The 18,580-nt window shown below is 72.0% G+C and carries 11 protein-coding genes; 3 read left to right on the top strand and 8 right to left on the bottom strand.

The window, feature by feature from the left end; all coding sequences use genetic code 11:
• Positions 1–106 precede the first annotated feature (106 nt).
• Positions 107–808: an NAD(P)H-binding protein gene (locus PZB77_RS03565; RefSeq protein ID WP_275491049.1), complete on the top strand. Its 702-nt coding sequence runs from the start codon at positions 107–109 to the stop codon at positions 806–808.
• 405 nt (positions 809–1,213) lie between these two features.
• On the opposite strand, the gene PZB77_RS03560 is transcribed toward PZB77_RS03565, so the two are convergent.
• Both PZB77_RS03560 and PZB77_RS03555 read right to left on the bottom strand, forming a co-directional pair.
• Positions 1,214–2,359: an ATP-grasp domain-containing protein gene (locus PZB77_RS03560; RefSeq protein ID WP_275491048.1), complete on the bottom strand. Its 1,146-nt coding sequence runs from the start codon at positions 2,357–2,359 to the stop codon at positions 1,214–1,216.
• Between the two features lie 241 nt (positions 2,360–2,600).
• Positions 2,601–3,248, bottom strand: coding sequence for a YceI family protein (locus PZB77_RS03555; protein ID WP_275491047.1), 648 nt, complete (start codon positions 3,246–3,248; stop codon positions 2,601–2,603).
• Between the two features lie 277 nt (positions 3,249–3,525).
• Between PZB77_RS03555 and PZB77_RS03550 the strand changes: the two genes are divergently transcribed.
• Complete coding sequence (locus PZB77_RS03550; RefSeq protein ID WP_275491046.1) at positions 3,526–5,604, top strand: hypothetical protein; 2,079 nt, start codon at positions 3,526–3,528, stop codon at positions 5,602–5,604.
• Positions 5,605–6,309: 705 nt separating this feature from the next.
• Positions 6,310–7,320 (top strand): LacI family DNA-binding transcriptional regulator, encoded by a 1,011-nt coding sequence (locus tag PZB77_RS03545; protein WP_275491045.1) that lies wholly within the window; start codon positions 6,310–6,312, stop codon positions 7,318–7,320.
• Between the two features lie 113 nt (positions 7,321–7,433).
• On the opposite strand, the gene PZB77_RS03540 is transcribed toward PZB77_RS03545, so the two are convergent.
• From PZB77_RS03540 to PZB77_RS03515, 6 genes are all read right to left on the bottom strand, one after another.
• Positions 7,434–9,836, bottom strand: coding sequence for a glycoside hydrolase N-terminal domain-containing protein (locus PZB77_RS03540; protein WP_275491044.1), 2,403 nt, complete (start codon positions 9,834–9,836; stop codon positions 7,434–7,436).
• Positions 9,833–11,812, bottom strand: coding sequence for a beta-galactosidase (locus PZB77_RS03535; RefSeq protein WP_275491043.1), 1,980 nt, complete (start codon positions 11,810–11,812; stop codon positions 9,833–9,835). Before PZB77_RS03535 ends, PZB77_RS03540 begins: the two co-directional genes overlap by 4 nt.
• Positions 11,813–11,826: 14 nt before the next feature.
• Positions 11,827–14,145, bottom strand: coding sequence for an exo-alpha-sialidase (locus tag PZB77_RS03530; RefSeq protein WP_275491042.1), 2,319 nt, complete (start codon positions 14,143–14,145; stop codon positions 11,827–11,829).
• A gap of 99 nt (positions 14,146–14,244) precedes the next feature.
• Entirely contained in the window at positions 14,245–15,225 is a 981-nt protein-coding gene (locus PZB77_RS03525; protein WP_275491041.1) for a carbohydrate ABC transporter permease, read from the bottom strand.
• The gene (locus tag PZB77_RS03520) at positions 15,222–16,376 is read right to left on the bottom strand and encodes an ABC transporter permease subunit (protein WP_275491040.1); all 1,155 of its coding nucleotides are present in this window, start codon (positions 16,374–16,376) and stop codon (positions 15,222–15,224) included. The genes PZB77_RS03525 and PZB77_RS03520 overlap by 4 nt, the downstream gene beginning before the upstream one ends.
• Before the next feature lie 103 nt (positions 16,377–16,479).
• Entirely contained in the window at positions 16,480–18,189 is a 1,710-nt protein-coding gene (locus tag PZB77_RS03515) for an extracellular solute-binding protein (RefSeq protein WP_275491039.1), read from the bottom strand.
• Positions 18,190–18,580: the final 391 nt, after the last annotated feature.

Genomic DNA, 18,580 nt, shown 5'->3' with positions numbered 1-18,580 from the left:
GATTGCCGTGCAGAAACTTCACGCCGTATAGTCCGTGCATCGCGTGAGGCTTTTCGGCTTCAGGCGTCCATCCGGCATGAGCACGGCATGAACCAAGGGGAGAACCATGGACATCGGCGTCATCGGAGCCACCGGCACCATCGGCAGCCGGGTCGTCACCGAGGCTCTCCAGCGCGGACACCGCGTCACGGCGTTCAGCCGGGACGCCTCCGCGATAACCGACCAGCGGGAGAACCTCGGGTGGGCGAGCGTCGACGCCCTGGACACCGCGAGCATCGCCGCCGTCCTGCCTGGTCTGGACGTTCTGATCAGTGGTTTCCAGCCCGGGAACGCGGCGAAGGACTTCGCCGACACCGTCCAGCGCTCGATCGCGGACCCGACCGTCTATGCGGCGGCCGCCGAGGCCCTCCTCAAAGCCCTGGAGAGCCACCCCCGCACCCGGCTGATCGTCATCGGTGGTGCCGGCAGTCTGGAGATCGAGCCGGGCGTCGTCCGCGCCGACCACGAAGAGCTCATTCACGCGTCGCTCGACGAACTCGGCCTGGCCCGCCAGTACGCCGCCGCCATACGCGGCCACCGAGAGGCTCTGAACGTGCTGCGCACCTCGAACCGGCTCTGGACCTACTTCAGCCCCGCCGAGCAGATCGCTCCCGGCGAGCGCACCGGCCGCTTCCGCATCGGCGGCGACCAGCCCGTGCTGGACGCCGACGGTCTGAGCCGGATCTCGGCGGAGGACGCCGCGGTCGCCCTGGTGGACGAGGCGGAGCTGCCCCGCTTCGTCCAGCGCCGGTTCACCGTCGGCTATTGAGCCGGCTGCTGACCGGGTGTCGTCACCGCACCCGCAGGCCGGATCGGACCGCCCTCAGCGGCCCGATCCGGCCCGAAGGGGACCCCCCGGTCTTTCCGGTCCGAAGAGTCCCCGGGTCTTCCGCCCCCCTGGCCGCCCTGGTCGCCGACGCGAGGCCGACAAGGCCCGCACAACGGAACCGGCCCGCCCACAGCGCTGATCCGATCGACCTGACCGTCCCGTAGACCCGCCACCTGCTCGGTGCCCCGCCGTACCCGACGAGCAGCTTCCCCGCACAGGCGGAGACACTGGTCGAACCGGCGCAGGCACCACCAGGCCACCGCCCGCCGCAGCCACCACCGGCGACGACTCGCCAACTTCCCAGGCGGATGGATCACAACGTCACACTGGAGTACCGGCCGCCCGTCACGGCAGTTCCGCCGCCGGCCGCGGTGCGCCCGCGGTCGGCAGGACGGAGGCCATGCCCGGTCCGGGACTCGTGGCGATCGGTACGAAGACCGGCGGTGGCTGCTTCCGCTGCTGCGGGAGTGCCGGGCGCAGTGCGCGCGGCCCCGGGACGACCGCGTAGTCGGAGCCGAGGAACTCCGGGGCGAGCTCGCCGGGGTCGTCGCCGAGGGCGAGGCGTACGGCGGCCCACGGCACGTTGAGGCCGCACCCGGAGAGCTGGTGCAGGCCGCCGGCGGGGCGGGTGTTGACGTCCATGAGGACGGGCTCGCCCGCGTGCATGCGGAACTGGATGTTCGTCAGCCCGTGCAGGCCGAAGGACCGGGCGATCAGGCGGGCGGGCTCGATCCACGCCGGGTCGAGCGTGAAACCGCGCCGCCGGCCGTTCTTCGTGCGGCCCACCGCCAACCGGACCTCTCCGTCGGGGCCGGTGAGGCAGTCGACGGATACTTCCGGCTCGTCCAGGCGTGGCATCACCAGCCAGTCGACGGACCGCTCGGTACGCCGCAGCGCCTGGGTCACCAGCTCCAACGGCACGTAAGGGCTGGGGAAACCGGTCAGGTGCAGCAGGGAGAACGGCGCCCGGGTGATGATCCGGAACCCGACACCGCCCTCGCCGGTGGTCGGCTTGAAGCACGCCTTGCCGCCTGCGCCCTCGATGGCGTCCACCGCCGCCATGAGCTGTGCCTCGTCGCGCACCCGCCACCAAGGCGGCACCGGGGCACCGACCCTTCGCACCGTCTCGTACGCCACCGCCTTGTTCGCGAAGAGGCCTATCGCCTCGGCGGGCGGTGCGAGCAACGCCGTCCCGACGGCCGCGAAGTCCTCGCGGTGCGCGGCCAGAGCCGCCTGGTGGAGTACGGGTACGAACACGTCGATGGCGCGCCGCGCGCACTGGTCCAGCGCGTACTCGGCGTACGCGGCGGGAGACAGGTTCTCCGGCTCCGGTGCGGCGGTGTCGGCCGCCGCGAGGACCGGGGAGTCCGGGTCGGCGTGCGTGGCGTGGATCTCGACAGGCCGGCCGTGCGGATTGCGCCGCAGCTGATCCATGAAGAACACGTTCTCCGCGTACGTGCGGTTGAGCCAGACGCGTACGGGAGAGACCATGCAGGCCGCCTTCGGGGGTCGCGGACACGGCGGGGATGCCGCCGGATCCGGTCGGTGGGGGAGGGAGAAACACCGACCACGTGCGACGCGGAGAACCGCAGGTGGGAGCGTTGGGGCGATCCTAGGGCGCGCGGGGGCCCGCAGGGCTACGCCCGTGTTACGGATTCGCCGCGACCGCCCCCGTGCTGCCGGGCACTGCCCGCCCGACGGCCGGCCGGCATCCCCCGGGACCTTCCCGCCCTCACACCGCGACCGGCTTCCGGATCGCCGCGATGTCGAACTGGAGGCGGAGCTTCTCACTGACCATGGCGCCGCCTTCGGCGAGGCGGGCGTTGTACGTGAGGCCCCAGTCGGAGCGGTTGATGGTGGTGGTGCCGTCGAACCCGACGCGTTCGTAGCCGAACGGGTCGGTGACGTGGCCGATGTAGGTGAGGTCCAGGTCGACCGGACGGGTGGCGTCCCGGATGGTGAGGTCCCCGGTCATGCGGTAGACGTCCGGGGCGGGAAGGCTCACGGCGGTACTGGTGAAGATCATCCGGGGGTATGTCCGGGCATCCAGGAACTCCCGTCCGACGAGGTGCTCGTCGCGTTGTTCCACTCCGGTGTCGACACTGGCCGTGGCGATGGCGATCTCGGCCCGGGAGCGGGTGGGGTTGCTGCCGTCGAAGTGGAGGAGGCTCTCGTACTCGGCGAACGAACCCCGCACCGTCGTCACCATGGCGTGTCGCACGGAGAACCCGATCCTGCTGTGCGCGGGATCGATCATCCACTCACCGGTGAGCCCTCTCAGGGCCGGGTGGGGGAGCGCGGCGGCGGGAGACGGGACCTTCGTGCCCGCGCCCGTGCCGGCTGGGCGTCGGGGCGTGGAGCTGCGGCTGAAGATGTTCATGGACTACCTGGTTACCGTGAGAAAGCGATCGACGTAAGAGAACCCGGGAAACCCGACCATGTACACGCGAACCTTCACAGCGATGAAGCCCTCGTGGACACGGGGCGTAGCGTCCGGCGGCCGACGGTACTCCGGCAGGGCTTTCTCGCGGGCGGTGACCGAGGGGCGGTCGCGGCGCGACGGCTCCACCGTTCATTTGCCATTTCTTCACATCGCCTGACAGGATCCCGTCCTTCGGCGTGCACTTTGCCGTCGCTGAGCCGGGGGGACCAGCCGCGTGGAGATACGCACCAGACTTCGACGTGCCGTGATGGCCCTGCTCGCGCTGCTCGTCGCCGCCACCGCGCTCGGTGTGGGGGCGTCGCCGGCCATGGCGCACCGGGACGGCTGTCACCGATGGCACTCCTGCCCCTCCGACTCCGGCTCGTACGTATGCGGTGACCTCGGGAACTTCTCCCAGTGCGGGTACAGCTCCCTGCCCGGCTCCGAGTCCGGGGGCGGCTCCCAGTCCGGCTCCGGCGCGGGCTCCGGCTCCGGCGCGGACCCCGAGCCCGTCGTGGACGTCGAAGCGCCCGGGCGGCCCACCACGCGCGGCGCGGGCGCGGTGGCCGGTGGGCGTGTCGGTCTCGGCGTGCGGGCCGAGAAGGGGGCCCGGATCGAGGTGCGGGACGAAGCGGACGCGGTCGTCGCGCACGCCCCGGCCACCGGAACCGAGCAGAAGATCACCTTCGAGGCCGGGGACGGCGAGCACGCCTACACCGTCGTGGCCGTCGACCCGTCCGGCAACACCAGTGAGGCGAGCGCCGCGTTCACCGTCACGGTCGACGGCACCGCACCGAGGGCGGGGGCGCCCGCCCTCGGTGCGGCGGACCCGGAGACGGGTGCGGCCGAGGTGACCCTCGACGCGGAGGCGGGCGCCTCGTACGAGGTGACGGTCGCGGGCCGCGAGGACGTACTGCGCGGCACCGTCGACGCCGGCGGAACGGTCACCGGTTCGCTCCGGCTGCCCAACGGCACGTTCCGGCTCGTCGCCGTCGTACGGGACCGGGCCGGCAACCGTACCCGTGAGGAGGCGACCGTCGAGGTCGCCCTGGCGGAGCTCCGGCCCGGAGTACGGGTGGGAGACCCGGAAGGCGGCCGCACGACGGTCGACGTCGTCGGGCCGCCCGGATCGGTGGGGACCGTCGTGACGGACGGCGGGACGGAGCCCGTACGACTGGACGGCGACGGACGGGGGAGTGTGTCCCTTCCGCTGGAGGACGGGTCGTACCGGGTGCTGGTGACGCTGGCCGACCCCTTCGGGCGGCGGGGAACCACGCGCTCGGCTCCCTTCGTCGTGGACACGGTGGCCCCCGCGCTCCGCGTCGCGTACGACGAGGAACGGGCGCGTCACGGTGAGGTCGTGCTCATCGTGACCGGGGAGCGGGGCGCCACCCTGCGCCTCGACGGAGCGGACGGGGGTCGCCCCGCCGTCCTGGTCCGCGAGCGCCGGGTGCTGAACTGGCACGCCGAGCCGGGCGCGTACCGACTGGTGGCCCGGCTGACCGACGCGCACGGCAACACCACATTGCGGGAGTTGACCGTGCGTGTCGCGGACGACATGACCGGCACCGAGATCCGGGACGCCCTGCTCGGCCTCGCCGCGGTCCTGGTGGTCGTGGCCGTCCTCGGACTCCTGCTGTGGCGACGGCGCAGGGTGGTCATCGAGTGGCGCGCCCGCCGACGGGAGTCCGCGCGGATCGCCGCACAGGAACGGGCGGCCCTTGCCGTGGTCGCGCGGCAGGAGGCCGAGGAGCGCCGGCGCGAGGACGAGCGCCGCGATGCCCGGGAGGCGCACGAGCGCCGGCTGGCCGTCTGGCTGAGCACCCGGGACCGGCTCGCCGCGGAGTACGACTTCGTCCGTGGGCTGCGGGGCTCGGAGTGCAGCGCGTCGGACTTCCGGTGGGCGGCACGCAAGTCCGGTGAGTGCGTCCTGCTGGTCGCGCCCGCCGCCCTCGTGGAGGTGCGGACCCGGCAAGGGGTGAGCCACCTGGAGACCACCTGGACGGGGGAGTTGGCCGTCACCGACCGGCGCCTCCTGTTCAGTGGTCCGGGCGGCAGGCGCGAGTGGGCCTACGGCAAGTGGCTCCGGCACGACCACGACAAGAGCGCCGGGCTGACCCTGATCTCGGTCGACAACCGCCGAAAGACCTCCGGGGTCTCCTACGGCCGGGGCGAAGCCTCCCGGGTGCGGATGGCGATCGACCTCGCGGTCGGCCGGGCCCAGGGGCGCGGCGAGGAGGTGGCCGACCGGGCCCGGGTGGCGCTGGAGACCCACGAGCGGACCAGGCCGGAGAGGCCCGCCGAGGCGCGCTGAACCGACGGGGCGGCGTGCGTGGGCCTGGTGTCGGTGCGGGGTGCGCGCGGGCCCCCGGCGTCCCCACGGCCGCGCGGGGGCGGCGACGTCCCGGACCCGACCAACAGGCTTGGTCAATAAGCGGGTTGATACCGCCCGACCGCAGTCTCGGCGGCACCACGACAGCGGTCGCGGACTCGGGCCCGGACCCGGCCCCCGTCCCGGGTGGACCGTTCCGGTGACGGTGACGGTGACGGCCTCCTCCCGATCCTCGGTGAACCCGCCCTCCATCGGCGGCAACCTTTTGGGGCCGGGCGGCAACTACCTGTCCGGAACCCCCTGTCTTCCCCCTGGGACCGAGGAACGGAACAGCCATGGCACCGTACGGATGCACACCACCCGACCTCGGGTCCTCCCGGGCGGGCAAGGTGGCCGCGGACGCGGCCGGGAGTCCGATCCGGAGGCACCCCCGGCCGTCCTCTGAACTCCCGCTCACCGCCCGGTGAATGGCCTCTCCGGACAGCGTCGAAGCGCTTCAACGTTTCTCTGGACAGTTCACAGGAGTCGGTCTAGGCTCGCTTGGATATCTGCACGTCAGAGGGGCTGCGACGAGAAAGCGGCCCGCTTCGAAGCGCTTCAACGCTGCTCGCGTTCCGCCCTCCGCACCACTGCCGCACGGCACCCGTCGTCCGTCACTTCTCATCTGTCACCCGTAAGGGAGAGCGCATGGTCACCCTGGCCGAGGTCGCCCAGCACGCCGGAGTCTCCGCGAGCACGGTGAGCTACGTCCTCAGCGGGAAGCGGTCCATCTCCGCCCCCACCCGGGAGCGCGTGGAACTCAGCATCCAGCAACTCGGCTACCACCCCAATGCCGGGGCGCGCGCGCTCGCCAGCAGCCGTTCGAACATCATCGCGTTGATGGTGCCGTTGCGCACCGACATGTACGTGCCGGTGATGATGGAGATCGCCATCGCGGTGGCGACGACCGCTCGCACCCACGGCTACGACGTGCTGCTCCTCACCGGAGAGGAGGGCCCCGCCGCGGTCCGGCGGATCGCCGGGAGCTCGCTGGCGGACGCGATGATCCTCATGGACGTGGAGCTGCACGACGAGCGCCTTCCCCTGCTGAGGGGCGCTCAGCGGGCCTCCGTCCTGATCGGGTTGCCCGCCGACGCCTCCGGTCTGACCTGTGTGGACCTCGACTTCGAGGCGACCGGGGCGCTCTGCCTGGAGCACCTGGCCGAACTCGGGCACCAGGAGGTCGCGGTGATCGGCGAGGCCCCCGCCGTCTACGAACGCCACACCGGCTTCGCCGAGCGCACCATCGACGGCATCCGGGCCAAGGCGCGGGAGACCGGGGTGACCGTACTGCACCGGCCCAGTGAGGGCGGGTACGCGGCCATGACGCAGACGCTCTCCCGCATCTTCGACGAGCGGCCCGGCACCACCGGGTTCATCGTCCAGAACGAGTCCGCCGTGGAACCGCTGCTCAACCTCCTCCAGCAGCAGGGCCGCGCCGTCCCCGAGGACGTGTCGGTCGTCGCGGTCTGTCCCGAACAGGTGGCGGTGGAGGCCTCGGTGCGGCTCACCACCGTGGCCATCCCCGCGCAGGAGATGGGGCGCCGCGCGGTCGAGCTGGTGGTGGCCAAGCTCACCGGCCAGGGATCGGACGAAGTCGAGTTGATCGCACCGGAGTTGACGGTACGAGCGAGCACGGGACCGGCGCCCGCGGTGTGACCCGCGAGGGGTCGGCCGAGGGAGGCCGACCCCTGCCGCGACCGTTGCCGGCCGGCCGCCGGACCCGCTCGCGGCTCCCCGTACGGGGACGGACGCCGGATCGCCCGGCGTGCTCACCGGCCGCCGGTCGCCCTTCGCCGCAGCGTGAGTACCCGGTCGGCCCCGGCGGTGAGGGTGACCCAGGATGCCTCGCCGGGTTCCGCCGGGCCGGCCGGAGATCCGGGGGGCGGGCCCGTACGCAGCTCGATGCGCGCGTCGCGGGTGGGGCGCAACGAGGCGGTGATCTCCTCGGGGGTCCAGACGAGGTCGAGCACCGCGCCGAACCGCGTGCGGACGCCCCGGAGCGCGCCCCTCGGATACGCGGCCGGGAGCGCGGGCAGCAGGACCAGGCGGCCCGGCGCGGACTGGACGAGCATCTCCAGCACGACGGCCGGCAACGCGTGGGCGGCGTCCGCGTTGTAGACGTTCCGGTCGGGGTAGTGCGCGCTCATCAGCGAGTCGTGGAAGAAGTCACCGTCCAGGACCGACGCCAGCGCGGCGGAGACCCGCGCACCGTCCCGCAGCCGCGCCGCGACGAGCGCGTGGTGCAGATGACCGTGGGCCGAGTCGTTCTCCGAACCCCTCAGTTCCAGGGCGCGGTGCGCGGCAGCGGCGAGCCCGGGAGTGTCGTACGGGTTGATCTCGTCGAGCGGCCAGACCGGGTAGAGGTGGCTGAGGTGGCGGTGGTCGTACGTCTCGCGGAGCCCGGGCCACGCCCACTCCGCCAGTGCGCCGTCGGCGTTGATCCGGTAGCGCGGAAGCCGGCCGGCGAGGTCCCGCCAGCGGTCCGCGTCCGGGTGCGCCGGGGCCAGCTCCGCAGCGGTGGTGAGGGCGTGCCGGGCGGCGGCGATGTCCATCGTGGCGTTGAGCGTGCCCCAACTCGCGTTCTCCGGGCGGTTCTCCGGCGAGTACGAGGGGACGATCGCCACGGCTCCGTCGGGACCCTCACGGGTGAGGAAGTCGGTGTAGAAGTCGGCCACTTCCGCGCACGCCGAGACCAGCGCCTCCGGTGCGGCCCCTCGGCACTGCGCCTGTTCGCACAGGGGGTGCAGCAGCCAGTCGGCGCCCGCAGTCCACAGGTGCAGCGGGTAGGCCCGCTGGAAGTGGCGGGTGCGGCCCGACTCCCCGTCCGAGTGGGAGGGCGCGACGATGCCCCGGGCCCCGAAGAGAGCCCGGGCGTTCTCACGCCAGTGGTCCAACTGACCTTCTATCAGGCGCGCGTGGGCGTCCAGCACCTCGGGAAGGTTGCCGGCGGTCGCCGACGCCACCTGGAGGTTGAGGTTGGCGTTGGTGGTGAACGCCCCTGACCAGGCGGTGTCCCAGTCCCCCGTCCACACCCCCGTCAGTCGGGGCGGCAGCGCACCCGAGGCGGACAGCACGTGGTAGCGGCCCGCCGCGAACAGCCGCTCCAGCAGGGCCGGACTGCCCGGGTGGCGCAGCAGCTCACTGCCCGGGAGACCCTGCCGCGCCGGGTCCTCGTCGTGCAGCGTGAGCGCGCACCGGCCGAAGGCGCTCCGGTGCAGCGGGAGGTGACGTGCCATCAAGGCGTCGTAATCGTCGTCCGGCAGGGCCGCCCACTCGGCGTCGAGGTCGGGCTCACCGGGGGAGCGGCGCACACGGGTCAGGAGGAGCAGGCTCCGGGCTCCGGCGACGCGGACCCCGTCGCCGCTCACGGAGACCGTTCCGCCCTCCGCCCGCAGGACCGACACCCCGGTGCAGGAGAGATCGCTCTCCGGGTAGCGCAGACGCAGGGCGATCCGGGCGCCCTGCGGGGTCAGCACCGTCGACCGGCCGACCGCGAGGTTCGCCGGAGCGCCGGGAAGGACGGGGTCGAGCCAGACCTCGGTGTCCGCCGCCGGGCCGGTGATGTGCTGGACGATCACGTCGTCGGCCCGCGACACGAAGACACGACTGCGCCAGGGACCGTGGGAGGCGACGGTCTCGCCGGAGGTGAAATCCAGCTCTCGTCGGTAGGACGGGCCGGTGGCCGTTCCGGCCGGAGCCGTGTACTCCGCCTCCGGCCCGGCTCCCGCGTGAGCCGTCCCGTGCGCCCCCGCCCCGGCTCCCAACGGCGTCCCGGACTCCGCCGGGGCGCGCCGCACCCGGGTCTGGAACGCCGGATGGAAGGGTTGCACCCACACCAGCGGGCTGCCCGCGCCGAAGCGCTCGGCCGCCCGGGTGTTACCGGAGAGCAGGGCGTCCTGGAGCGGTCCGAGTTCCCCGGCGAGCTCCGGCGGGCGCAGGTCCTCGCTGCCGTTGGGGCGGACCAGGGTGTGGTGGTTGACGATCACCCGGTCGTCGGCGGGGTCTCCGTGGACCATCGCCCCGTGGTGCCCGTTCCCGCTGAGGAAGGCGTCCTCCCAGCGGGCGGCGGGACGGGGCTCCCAGGTGGACGGGTTCGGGAGGGACGGAGCCGGGGTGGACGGGTTCGGGGTGTACGGCTTCCGGGGGGACGGGTTGCCGGTGGACCGGCTCATGCCGCGCCGGCCGGCTTCAGGGCCGCCACGCCGAAGCGCCCCAGCTCCACCGCTCCCTCCGCCCGCGCCCCGGTGAGCACGTCCACGTGCGCGCCCGGCAACGGCACGGTCACCGTGCCGCGCCCGTGGTGGAAGAGGAAGAGCAGGCCGCCCCGGCGTACCGCCTCGACGCCCGCGGGAAGTCCGGCGACCACGGGGCGTACGCCCGCCTCCCCGGCGACCCGGCCGAGCAGTTCGCGCAGCGCTTCCGGTTCCGGGAGCGTCGAGACGTACCAGGCGCCTCCCTTGCGGAGCACGGCGGGCAGTCCGTCCAACTCCCCGCCCACGTACGCGGCGACGGTCTCGCCGGTGCCGTCGGCCTCCAACTCCTCCGACCACAGCAGTCCTCGGAAGCCGTCGCAGGTGACCCTCGCGTCCGGTTCCACGGGCCACCACTCGTGGAGCGTGCGGATGGAGAAGAGCGCGCGCAGCCGGGCGTCCATCCCGCCCGGCCGGATGCGGTCGTCCACGTCGGCGACGCCGGTGAAGAAGCCGCTGACCAGGGTGCCGCCCCCCGCGACGTACGCGACCAGGTTGTCCACGGCCGCGTCGGTCAGGAGGTAGAGCTGCGGGACGACGACCATCCGGTAGCCGGACAGGTCGGCCTCGGGACGGGCGAAGTCGGTCGCCGTGCCGTTCTCCCAGAGGGCCCGGTGCCAGGCCCGTACGATCTCCGGGTACTGAAGGTGCGAGGAGGGCCGGCCCTCCTGCGCGCTGCCCCACCAGGCGTCCCAGTCGTGCAGCACGGCCACCTCGGCCGGCGCGTGCGCGCCACTCACCTCCGGGGCGAGCGTGGCGAGTTCGGCGCCGATGCGGGTGATCTCCCGGAACGACCGGCCTTCGGGTCCGGCGTGCGACACCATCGCGGAGTGGAACTTCTCCGAGCCCTGCCGGGACTGGCGCCACTGGAAGTAGCAGACGGCGTCCGCGCCCCGGGCCACCGACTGCAGTGACCAGAGCCGGTTGAGGCCCCGGGGTTTGGGGTGGTTCACCGGCCGCCAGTTGACGGCGCCGGCGGCCTGCTCCATCAGCATCCACGGCCCGGCCGCCTGCGAGCGCGTCATGTCGGCGAGCATCGCCTGGTACTGCCCCGCCCCCGGGTCCGCCGGGTCGGGGTAGACGTCCACCGAGACGACGTCCTCCTGCGCGGCCCACGCCCACGCATCCTGCCCCGACCAGAGCGGCATGAAGTTGGACGTCACGGGGACGGCGGGGGAGTGGCGCCGCACGATGTCCCGCTCGGCGGTGTAGCACTCCATCAGGGCGTTCGAGGTGAACCGTTTGAAGTCGAGCACCTGGGTGGGGTTGTGCGTGTACTGCGCCTTGCGGGGCGGCAGGATCTCCGCCCAGGTGTCGTACCGCTGGCTCCAGAAGGCGGTGCCCCAGGCCTCGTTGACCGCGGCGAGGGTGCCGTACCGGTCGGCGAGCCAGCGGCGGAAGTGCGCGGCCGTCTCGTCGCACCAGCAGTGTGTGCAGTACTCGTTGTTGATGTGCCACATGGCCAGCGCCGGATGGCCGGCGTAGCGGGCCGCGAGGTCCTCGGTGAGCGAGGCGGCGTAGCGGCGGTAGACCGGTGAACTGGCGCAGAAGTGCTGGCGCGAGCCGTACCAGACGACCGAGCCGTCCTCCGCCCGCGGCAGCGTCTGCGGGTGCAGCGCACCCATCCACGGCGGCGGGGACGAGGTCGGTGTGGCGAGGACCACCCCGATGCCGTGGGAGTCCATCAGATCCATCAACCGGTCCAGCCAGTCGAACTCGCGTGCTCCCGGGCGCGGTTCGATCTTCGCCCAGGAGAAGACGCCGAGGGTGACCGAGTTGACCCCGGCCTCCTTCATCAGCGCGACGTCCTCGGCCCACACCTCCTCGGGCCACTGCTCGGGGTTGTAGTCGCCGCCGAAGAGCAGGCGGCCGCGGGTCGCGTCACGCAGGGACGGCATGGTGTTCTCGATCCTCATTCCGGGTCGGCGTACTGGATGCCCCGGCCGTTGGTGCCCAGATACACCCGGCCGTGGACACGGGGGTCGCCGGTGATCACCTCACCGGTCCACCCCCACTGGTGCTGGTCGTCGTTGACGCGTATCCAGGTGGCACCCGCGTCGTCGGAGCGCAGCACCGCCACCCCGTCGTGGGTCGCGGCCGCCCGTCCCGTCTGGAAGATCGCGGGATAACCGGCGCCCGGGCGGGCGGGACGGCTCTTCGGGGAAGGCGCCGCCTTGCCGAAGCCCAGCGCATACGACTCCTGGACGCCGGCCACGGCCGAGAACGTCCGCCCGCCGTCCGTCGAGCGGTGCAGTCCGCCGGTCTTCGCCGACAGCCAGAGGTCGCCGGACCGCCCCGGCGCGGCGGCCAGCTTGAACTGCGCGTCGCCGGAGGGGAGTCCGGTGGCGCCGACGGTGAACGACGCGCCCGCGTCGGTGGAGAGGTGGACGGTGCCGGTGTCCGTGTCGTACGCGAAGAAGCGGGTGGCCTCCACCGGGTCGGCGACGGGGGTCGCGCCCTTCGGGAACGTCGTCACCTCGCTCCAGCTCGCGCCTCCGTCGGTGGAGCGGTGCGCGGGGTACTTCGTGCCGTCCCAGTGGATGAACGTCCAGAGAAGGGTCTTCCCGTCGGCGCTCACCGCGATGGGGCCCGGTGCGGAGGCAGCGATCTCCGGCTGGGCCGCGAACGGCTGCCAGCTGGACCCGCCGTCGTGCGAGTACGCCCCGGCGGCGTCCGACCCCGAGGGCCAGCCGGTCCGTACGACGTAGGAGGGGACACGCGCCGCCAGGGCCAGCCCGGTGGCGGTGCCGAACACCGGGTGGGTGGCCATCCCGCGTGAGGGGGAGGAGGTCAGCGAGTCGTGGTACATCACCCCGATGTCCCCGAGCCCGCTGAGCAGCCGGGCACCGTGCGCGGTGGGCGGCGCGATCAGGTGGCGTACGGACGACTCCTCCAGGCCGCGGATCTCCGGCGCCCAGTGCACCAGGTCCCGGGTGCCGAAGACCGTCGCGCCGGTACCGAAGACGACGTGGCGCGAGTCGAAGGGGTCGACGGCGACGGCCTGGATCCACCAGCCGAACTTCGCCTCGCCGCCCCAGCGCAGGTACGGCGTCTCCGCCACGTCCAGCACCGCGGAGTCCTTGAGGGAGGTCCAGGTGCGCCCGTGGTCGGTGGAGCGGAAGAGCGTGTCGACCGGCCCCCAGCGGTTGTTGGTGGAGACCACGACCGTGCCGGGCCGCCTCGCGTCCACGGCGACCCCGCCGTAGCCGAAGGCGTCGGCGCCGGACGGGGCGACGGGCGTCACGTCCGACCAGGCGCCGGTCACCGTGGAGAGGCGGTGCACCGCGCCGTCACTCTGGTTGTTGGGGCCGGGGCCGTTCGCCCAGCTCACGTACAGGGCGCGGGAGGCGGCGTCGTACGCGGCACGGACGGGCACCCGCGTCGCCCCTCCGGCCGCCGGCGCGCCGGGGACCGGCTCCCAGCCGCCGGCCGCGGTGGTGCGGTAGAGGGAGGCGGTGCCGTCCCCCCAGCCCGCGTAGACCGTCCGGCCGGCCGCCACCAGCAGGGTGACCCCCTGACCCGACGCCGAGGGCACGGCGGGGAAGGAGGGGTCCGGCGCCCAGGTGGCACCCCGGTCGTCGGAGCGCAGCAGACCGTCGTGGCGGGTGCCCAGCCAGAGGGTCTCGCTGTCGCGCGGGTCGACCAGAAGGCGTTCACCGGTGCCCCGGCCGTCCTCGTTGGCGCCGAGCCGCACCGTCAGGTCCGTGCGGCTCCACGTCCTGCCGCGGTCCTCCGAGCGCAGCACCGCCCCCGGCGAGGCCCAGGACTGGGCGTACGTACCGAGCGCGAGGTAGACCCGGTCCGGGTGGGCGGGGTCCACGGCCATCGCCTCGACGCCGAGGAGGTTCCAGTCGTCCCAGCCGGTGAAGTCGGTGAGCGCCGTCCAGCGGGCCTTCGCGGCGTCCCACCGGTACGCCCCGCCGATGTCCGTCCGGGCGTAGGCCAGGCCGCGCACCGAGGGGTGGAACATCAGCCCGGTGACGAAGCCGGTGCCGCCGATGGCGGCGGTCCGCCAGCGGTACGCCTCGGTCCGCGACCCGCCGGAAGGACGGGAGCCGTCCGAGGGCCGCTGTGCCGCCGAGGCCGCGTGGGCGCCGGGCAGGACGCAGACGGCCGCGGCGACGGCGGCGGCCCCGGCGAGCACGGACCGGCGGGCGGGCGACGAGGGTGCGGCGCCAGGGGCGTCGGGGCCGGGCAGGGCGGGGTGTGCTTCGGAACGGAACGCGGACATGGCGGAGTCCTTCCACAACGAGCGGGACGGCCGAGCCGCGCGCGGGAGAACCCGGCACGCGGCACGGACGGAGGAGGCAGGCCGGGGTGCGCCGGGGAGTCAGCCCTTCACGGCCCCGGTGAGCATCCCCTTCTGGAAGTGCTTCTGGACGAACGGCGACAGCACGGCCACCGGGATCAGCGCGAGGACCATGACGGCCATCTGCACGGCGAGGCTGTTGATCTGGCCGCTGCTCACGGCCGCGCCCATCGCACCCGGCGGAACCTGGTGCTGGAGCACCAGCTGACGGAGGATCATCTGCAGCGGGTACTTGTCGCTGTCCTGGATGTAGAGCATGGCGTTGAACCACTGGCTCCAGTAACCCACCGCGTAGAAGAGCGAGATGACCGCGACCACCGCGCGGGAGAGCGGCATGACGATCTGGAGCAGGATGCGCCACTCGCCGGCGCCGTCGATGCGCGCCGCGTCGATGAGTTCGGGCGCGGTGTCCATGAAGAAGCCGCGGAGCACCAGGATGTTGAACACGGAGATCGCGCTCGGCAGGATCATCGACCAGTAGCTGTTGCTCAGACCGATCCCGGTCACCAGCAGGTACGTGGGGATGAGCCCGGCGCCGAAGAACATCGTCGCCATGAGCGTCATCAGCAGCGGCCGGTGGGCGATCGAGTCGCGCCGGCTGAGGCCGTAGGCGCAGAGGATCGAGATCACCATGCTGAACACCGTGCCGACGACGGTCAGTCCGATGCTGACCATCGCGGCCCGGGTGACGGCGCCGCCGCTCAGCAGCTCCTTGTACGCGACGAAGGTGATGGTCTTCGGCCAGACGACCAGACCTCCCGCGTCGTTGATGGCCTTGGTGTCGGAGAGGCTGGTGACGACCACGACCCAGATCGGGACGAGGATCACCGCGCAGATCGCGAAGAGACCGAAGCCCTTGAAGGCGAGGCCGGTCCTGGTCGGCTCGTCCTCCCAGACGGGGCGCTGCTCGGTGCCGAGGAGGCGTTGGAGCGGGGTACGGGCGGGGGCGGAGTCCACGGGCCACCCGCCGGGCGTCTTGTCGAGGTCCAGGGAAGTCGTCATTTCTTGGAGTACACCCCCTGCTCGCCCAGCATGTGGGCGACCTTGTTCGCGCCCAGCACCATGGCGACGCTGAACAGTCCCTTGAAGATCCCGGCCGCGGCGGCGTAGCCGAAGTCGCCGGTTTTGATACCCGTCCACCAGATGTAGGTGTCGAGGATCTCGGACGCGCCGGCGCCCACCTGGTCGCGCTGGAGCAGGATCTGCTCGAAGTCGAGGTTGAGCGCGCTGCCGACCCGCAGCACCAGCAGCAGGGCGATCACCGGGCGCAGCGCGGGCAGCGTGACATGCCACATGCGGCGCCAGCGTCCCGCCCCGTCCACGGCGGCGGCCTCGTACAGGTCGGTGTTGACGGCGGCGAGTGCGGCGAGGAAGACGATCACACCCCAGCCGGCGTCCTTCCACACGGCCTGCGCGGTGACCAGGAACTTGAAGAACCCGGGGTTGGTCATGAGGTCGAAGCCCTCGTGGCCGTGTTCGCGCAGCCACTGCGCGACCAGGCCGGCCCCGCCGAACATCTGCTGGAAGACGGTGACGACGAGGACCCAGGAGAAGAAGTGCGGCAGGTAGACGATCGCCTGCACCCACGCACGTACGCGGGTGCTCATCATGCTGTTCACGAGCAGCGCGATGGCGATCGGGATCGGGAAGAACAGGATCAGCTGGGTCAGGAAGATGACCAGCGTGTTGATCAGGACTTCCCAGAAGCGGTAGTCGTCGAAGATGCGGGTGAAGTTGTCGAAGCCCACGAACGGGCTGCCGGTGATGCCCAGGTCGTAGACGTCGTAGTTCTGGAACGCGACGATGTTCCCGAGCAGCGGTATGTAGTTGAAGACGAGCAGCAGCGCGATGGCGGGAAGCGTCATCAGCACCAGCGTGCGGTCCCGCCGCAGCCGGTGCCGCCAGGTGATGCCCTCCGCGGGCGCGCCTGAGGCCGGACGGCCGCCGCCCTCGGCCGGCGTGCCCGAGCGGCCGCCGCGGGCGCGGGCGACCGCGCTCCCGCCGGCTTCCCGCTGTCCGTCCGAGCCGTCCCGCGTCCCGCTCTCCCGCGTACCGCCGTCCCGCGCGGTGCGCGGACCGTCTTCGCCGGCCGGGACCTCGGTCCCGTCCGCCGTGCGGCCCGTGCCGGCCGCCGCCGTCGCCCGTGGCTTCACCGTGAGCTCCCCATGTCGTGCTGCTCCGCCCCGGCCGCCGGGCGTCACTGCGCCCGGCGGCCACTTCCGTCTCTGCGTGGGTCCTGCCGACTGCCGCGTACGGTCAGCTGCCGGAGCCGTTCTTGTCGAGGATGTCCTGGTACCACGTGCGGAGTTCGTCGCCACCGCTCTGCTTCCACGTCGACACCGCCGCCTCCAGGTCGCCGACCTTCTTGCGGCCGCGCCGGATGTCCTTCTGCAGGTCGTCGAAGGGCGTGTAGAGGGAGGCGTACCGCTGCGGCTCGACGATCTGCATGCCGAAGAAGAGCGGCTTCTTGATGTGCGGCGCCTGCCGGGCCATCCACCCCGCGTAGTCCTGCACCAGCTTCGGCTCGTCGGGGAAGGCGATGGTGTGCGGCGGGGAGGCGAGGAAGAGGAAGGTGGAGGGCTGGGCCTCCTGGATGCCCTGGTCCGTGAAGGTCGGGACGCCGTCCTTCACGCGGTAATGGGTGCCCTCGACGCCGTAGTTGGTGAGCATGAACTCCTCGGTGCCGTACGGGGCGGCAGCGAAGTCGGCGATGGCGAGGAACTCCTCGATCTTCGCCTTGGGAAGCTTCTTGCTGAGGAAGGTGTAGATGCCGGCCGGGTCGTCCTGCCACAGGACGGGCTTGCCGCCGTCGGCCGAGAAGAAGTCGAGTGCCTGCATGTCGAACTTCGGGTTGGCGGCCTTCTGCTCGGTCACCATGCCCTTCCAGCCGCCGGTGCCGTCGTTGTACATGACGATGTGGCCGCTGGTGAAGCGGATCTTGGAGTCCGCGTCCTTGTTCGCCTCGGCGTCCGGGTGGACGTAGCCGAGGTCGTGGAGCTTGCGGGCGAAGGCCAGGGCCTCCCGGTACTCCTTCGTCTCGATCTTGTGGACGAGCTTGCCGTCCTGGAGCTGCCAGTAGTGCGGGGCGTCGGGCAGCACACCGTAGATCTTCTGGATGCAGGTCCACAGGTCGTCGAAGGCCCAGACCTTGCTCTTCGGCGCCGTGTACTCCTTGCCGAAGGCGAGCAGGTCGTCGGCGCTGGCCGGGACCGCGCCGGAGCCGACCAGGTCCTTGCGGTAGAAGAGCGCGTTGCCGATGACCGGCGACGGCATGGGAAGGCCGCGCAGCTTGCCGCCGAAGACCGAGTACTGCCAGGCGCCGGTGGGGATGTTGGCGAGGTTCGGGTACTTCTTCACCCCGTCGCCGGCCAGGTACGGGCTGAGGTCGGCGAACTTCGCGGTGATGGCGTTGCGGATCTGGCCCTGCATGTTCCAGCCGGGGATGGTCACCGCGTCCGGGATGTCGTCACCGGCGAGGACGGCGCCGATCTTGTCCTGGTAGGTGTTGCCGTCCTGCGGGTCGAAGGTGAGCGTCGCACCGACGGCCTTGTTGACCGCGCTGTAGTACGGGTTGTTCTTCTTCGGGACGGTGCCCCACAGCGGGGTCATGACCCGGAAGGTAGAGCCCTTGCCAGGAACGGACTTGACCGACTTCGCCAACGGGTCGGGCAGCTCGGCGAAACCGGGGCTCGACCCGTTGACACTGGCCACGTCGGGCTTCACCAGCTCGGAGGGGACGTAACTCGGCACGACCTTGTTGAGGGCCTTGCCGGTCGTCGTGCCCTCCCGGGTCCCCGAGTCGGAGCCGGAACCGCCGCACGCGGCCAGCAGCGGTACGCCGCCCGCCACGGCCACCGCGGCGAAAGCGCTCGAAGCGAGGAAGCTCCGACGATTCGGCGTCACGGCGCGGAGGCCCGGAGCGTCGCTCGCGGACCGGTTCGCGGCGGGGGAGGAATTCGGCGTCATTGCGTCAACCCTTCATGGCGCACCAGGACGACACGCGGCGGGCGACCGCCGTTCGGTTCCTGAGTCTGAGGTGGGCGTAACTGGACGGAACCGCCCGAATCGAGCGGTACGACCGGGCGATGACGGGTTCCGTCATCACCTGCGGCGGGACCGGGCCGGGCCGCCGGGGACGAGGTCCCCCGCAGCACTTTCCGGGGAAGCCGGCGAAGCACCCTCGAAGCTCTGTCGAAGCGCTTCGATGTTGCAGCGAGGTTAAGTGAAGCGATCCGGCCGCACAAGAGTTCGCCCCCAGATTCCTCGGAGCTGTTTCCATAACGTTTCTCTCCCCGCGAAAGGTCGCGGGTGAGCCGGGCAGGCCGAAGAGAACCCCGGACTATTGACACTTGGCCGG

This window comes from Streptomyces sp. AM 2-1-1 (assembly GCF_029167645.1).
Lineage (GTDB): Bacteria > Actinomycetota > Actinomycetes > Streptomycetales > Streptomycetaceae > Streptomyces.
This window is presented reverse-complemented; position numbering and strand designations above follow the sequence as displayed.

Bases quoted from the DNA above. Each gene is read 5' to 3' on its own strand.
- PZB77_RS03525 (WP_275491041.1), bottom strand. From the start codon at position 15,225: ATGACGACTTCCCTGGACCTCGACAAGACGCCCGGCGGGTGGCCCGTG.
- PZB77_RS03540 (WP_275491044.1), bottom strand. From the start codon at position 9,836: ATGAGCCGGTCCACCGGCAACCCGTCCCCCCGGAAGCCGTACACCCCG.
- PZB77_RS03565 (WP_275491049.1), top strand. From the start codon at position 107: ATGGACATCGGCGTCATCGGAGCCACCGGCACCATCGGCAGCCGGGTC.
- PZB77_RS03535 (WP_275491043.1), bottom strand. From the start codon at position 11,812: ATGCCGTCCCTGCGTGACGCGACCCGCGGCCGCCTGCTCTTCGGCGGC.
- PZB77_RS03560 (WP_275491048.1), bottom strand. From the start codon at position 2,359: ATGGTCTCTCCCGTACGCGTCTGGCTCAACCGCACGTACGCGGAGAAC.
- PZB77_RS03545 (WP_275491045.1), top strand. From the start codon at position 6,310: ATGGTCACCCTGGCCGAGGTCGCCCAGCACGCCGGAGTCTCCGCGAGC.
- PZB77_RS03555 (WP_275491047.1), bottom strand. From the start codon at position 3,248: ATGAACATCTTCAGCCGCAGCTCCACGCCCCGACGCCCAGCCGGCACG.
- PZB77_RS03515 (WP_275491039.1), bottom strand. From the start codon at position 18,189: ATGACGCCGAATTCCTCCCCCGCCGCGAACCGGTCCGCGAGCGACGCT.
- PZB77_RS03530 (WP_275491042.1), bottom strand. From the start codon at position 14,145: ATGTCCGCGTTCCGTTCCGAAGCACACCCCGCCCTGCCCGGCCCCGAC.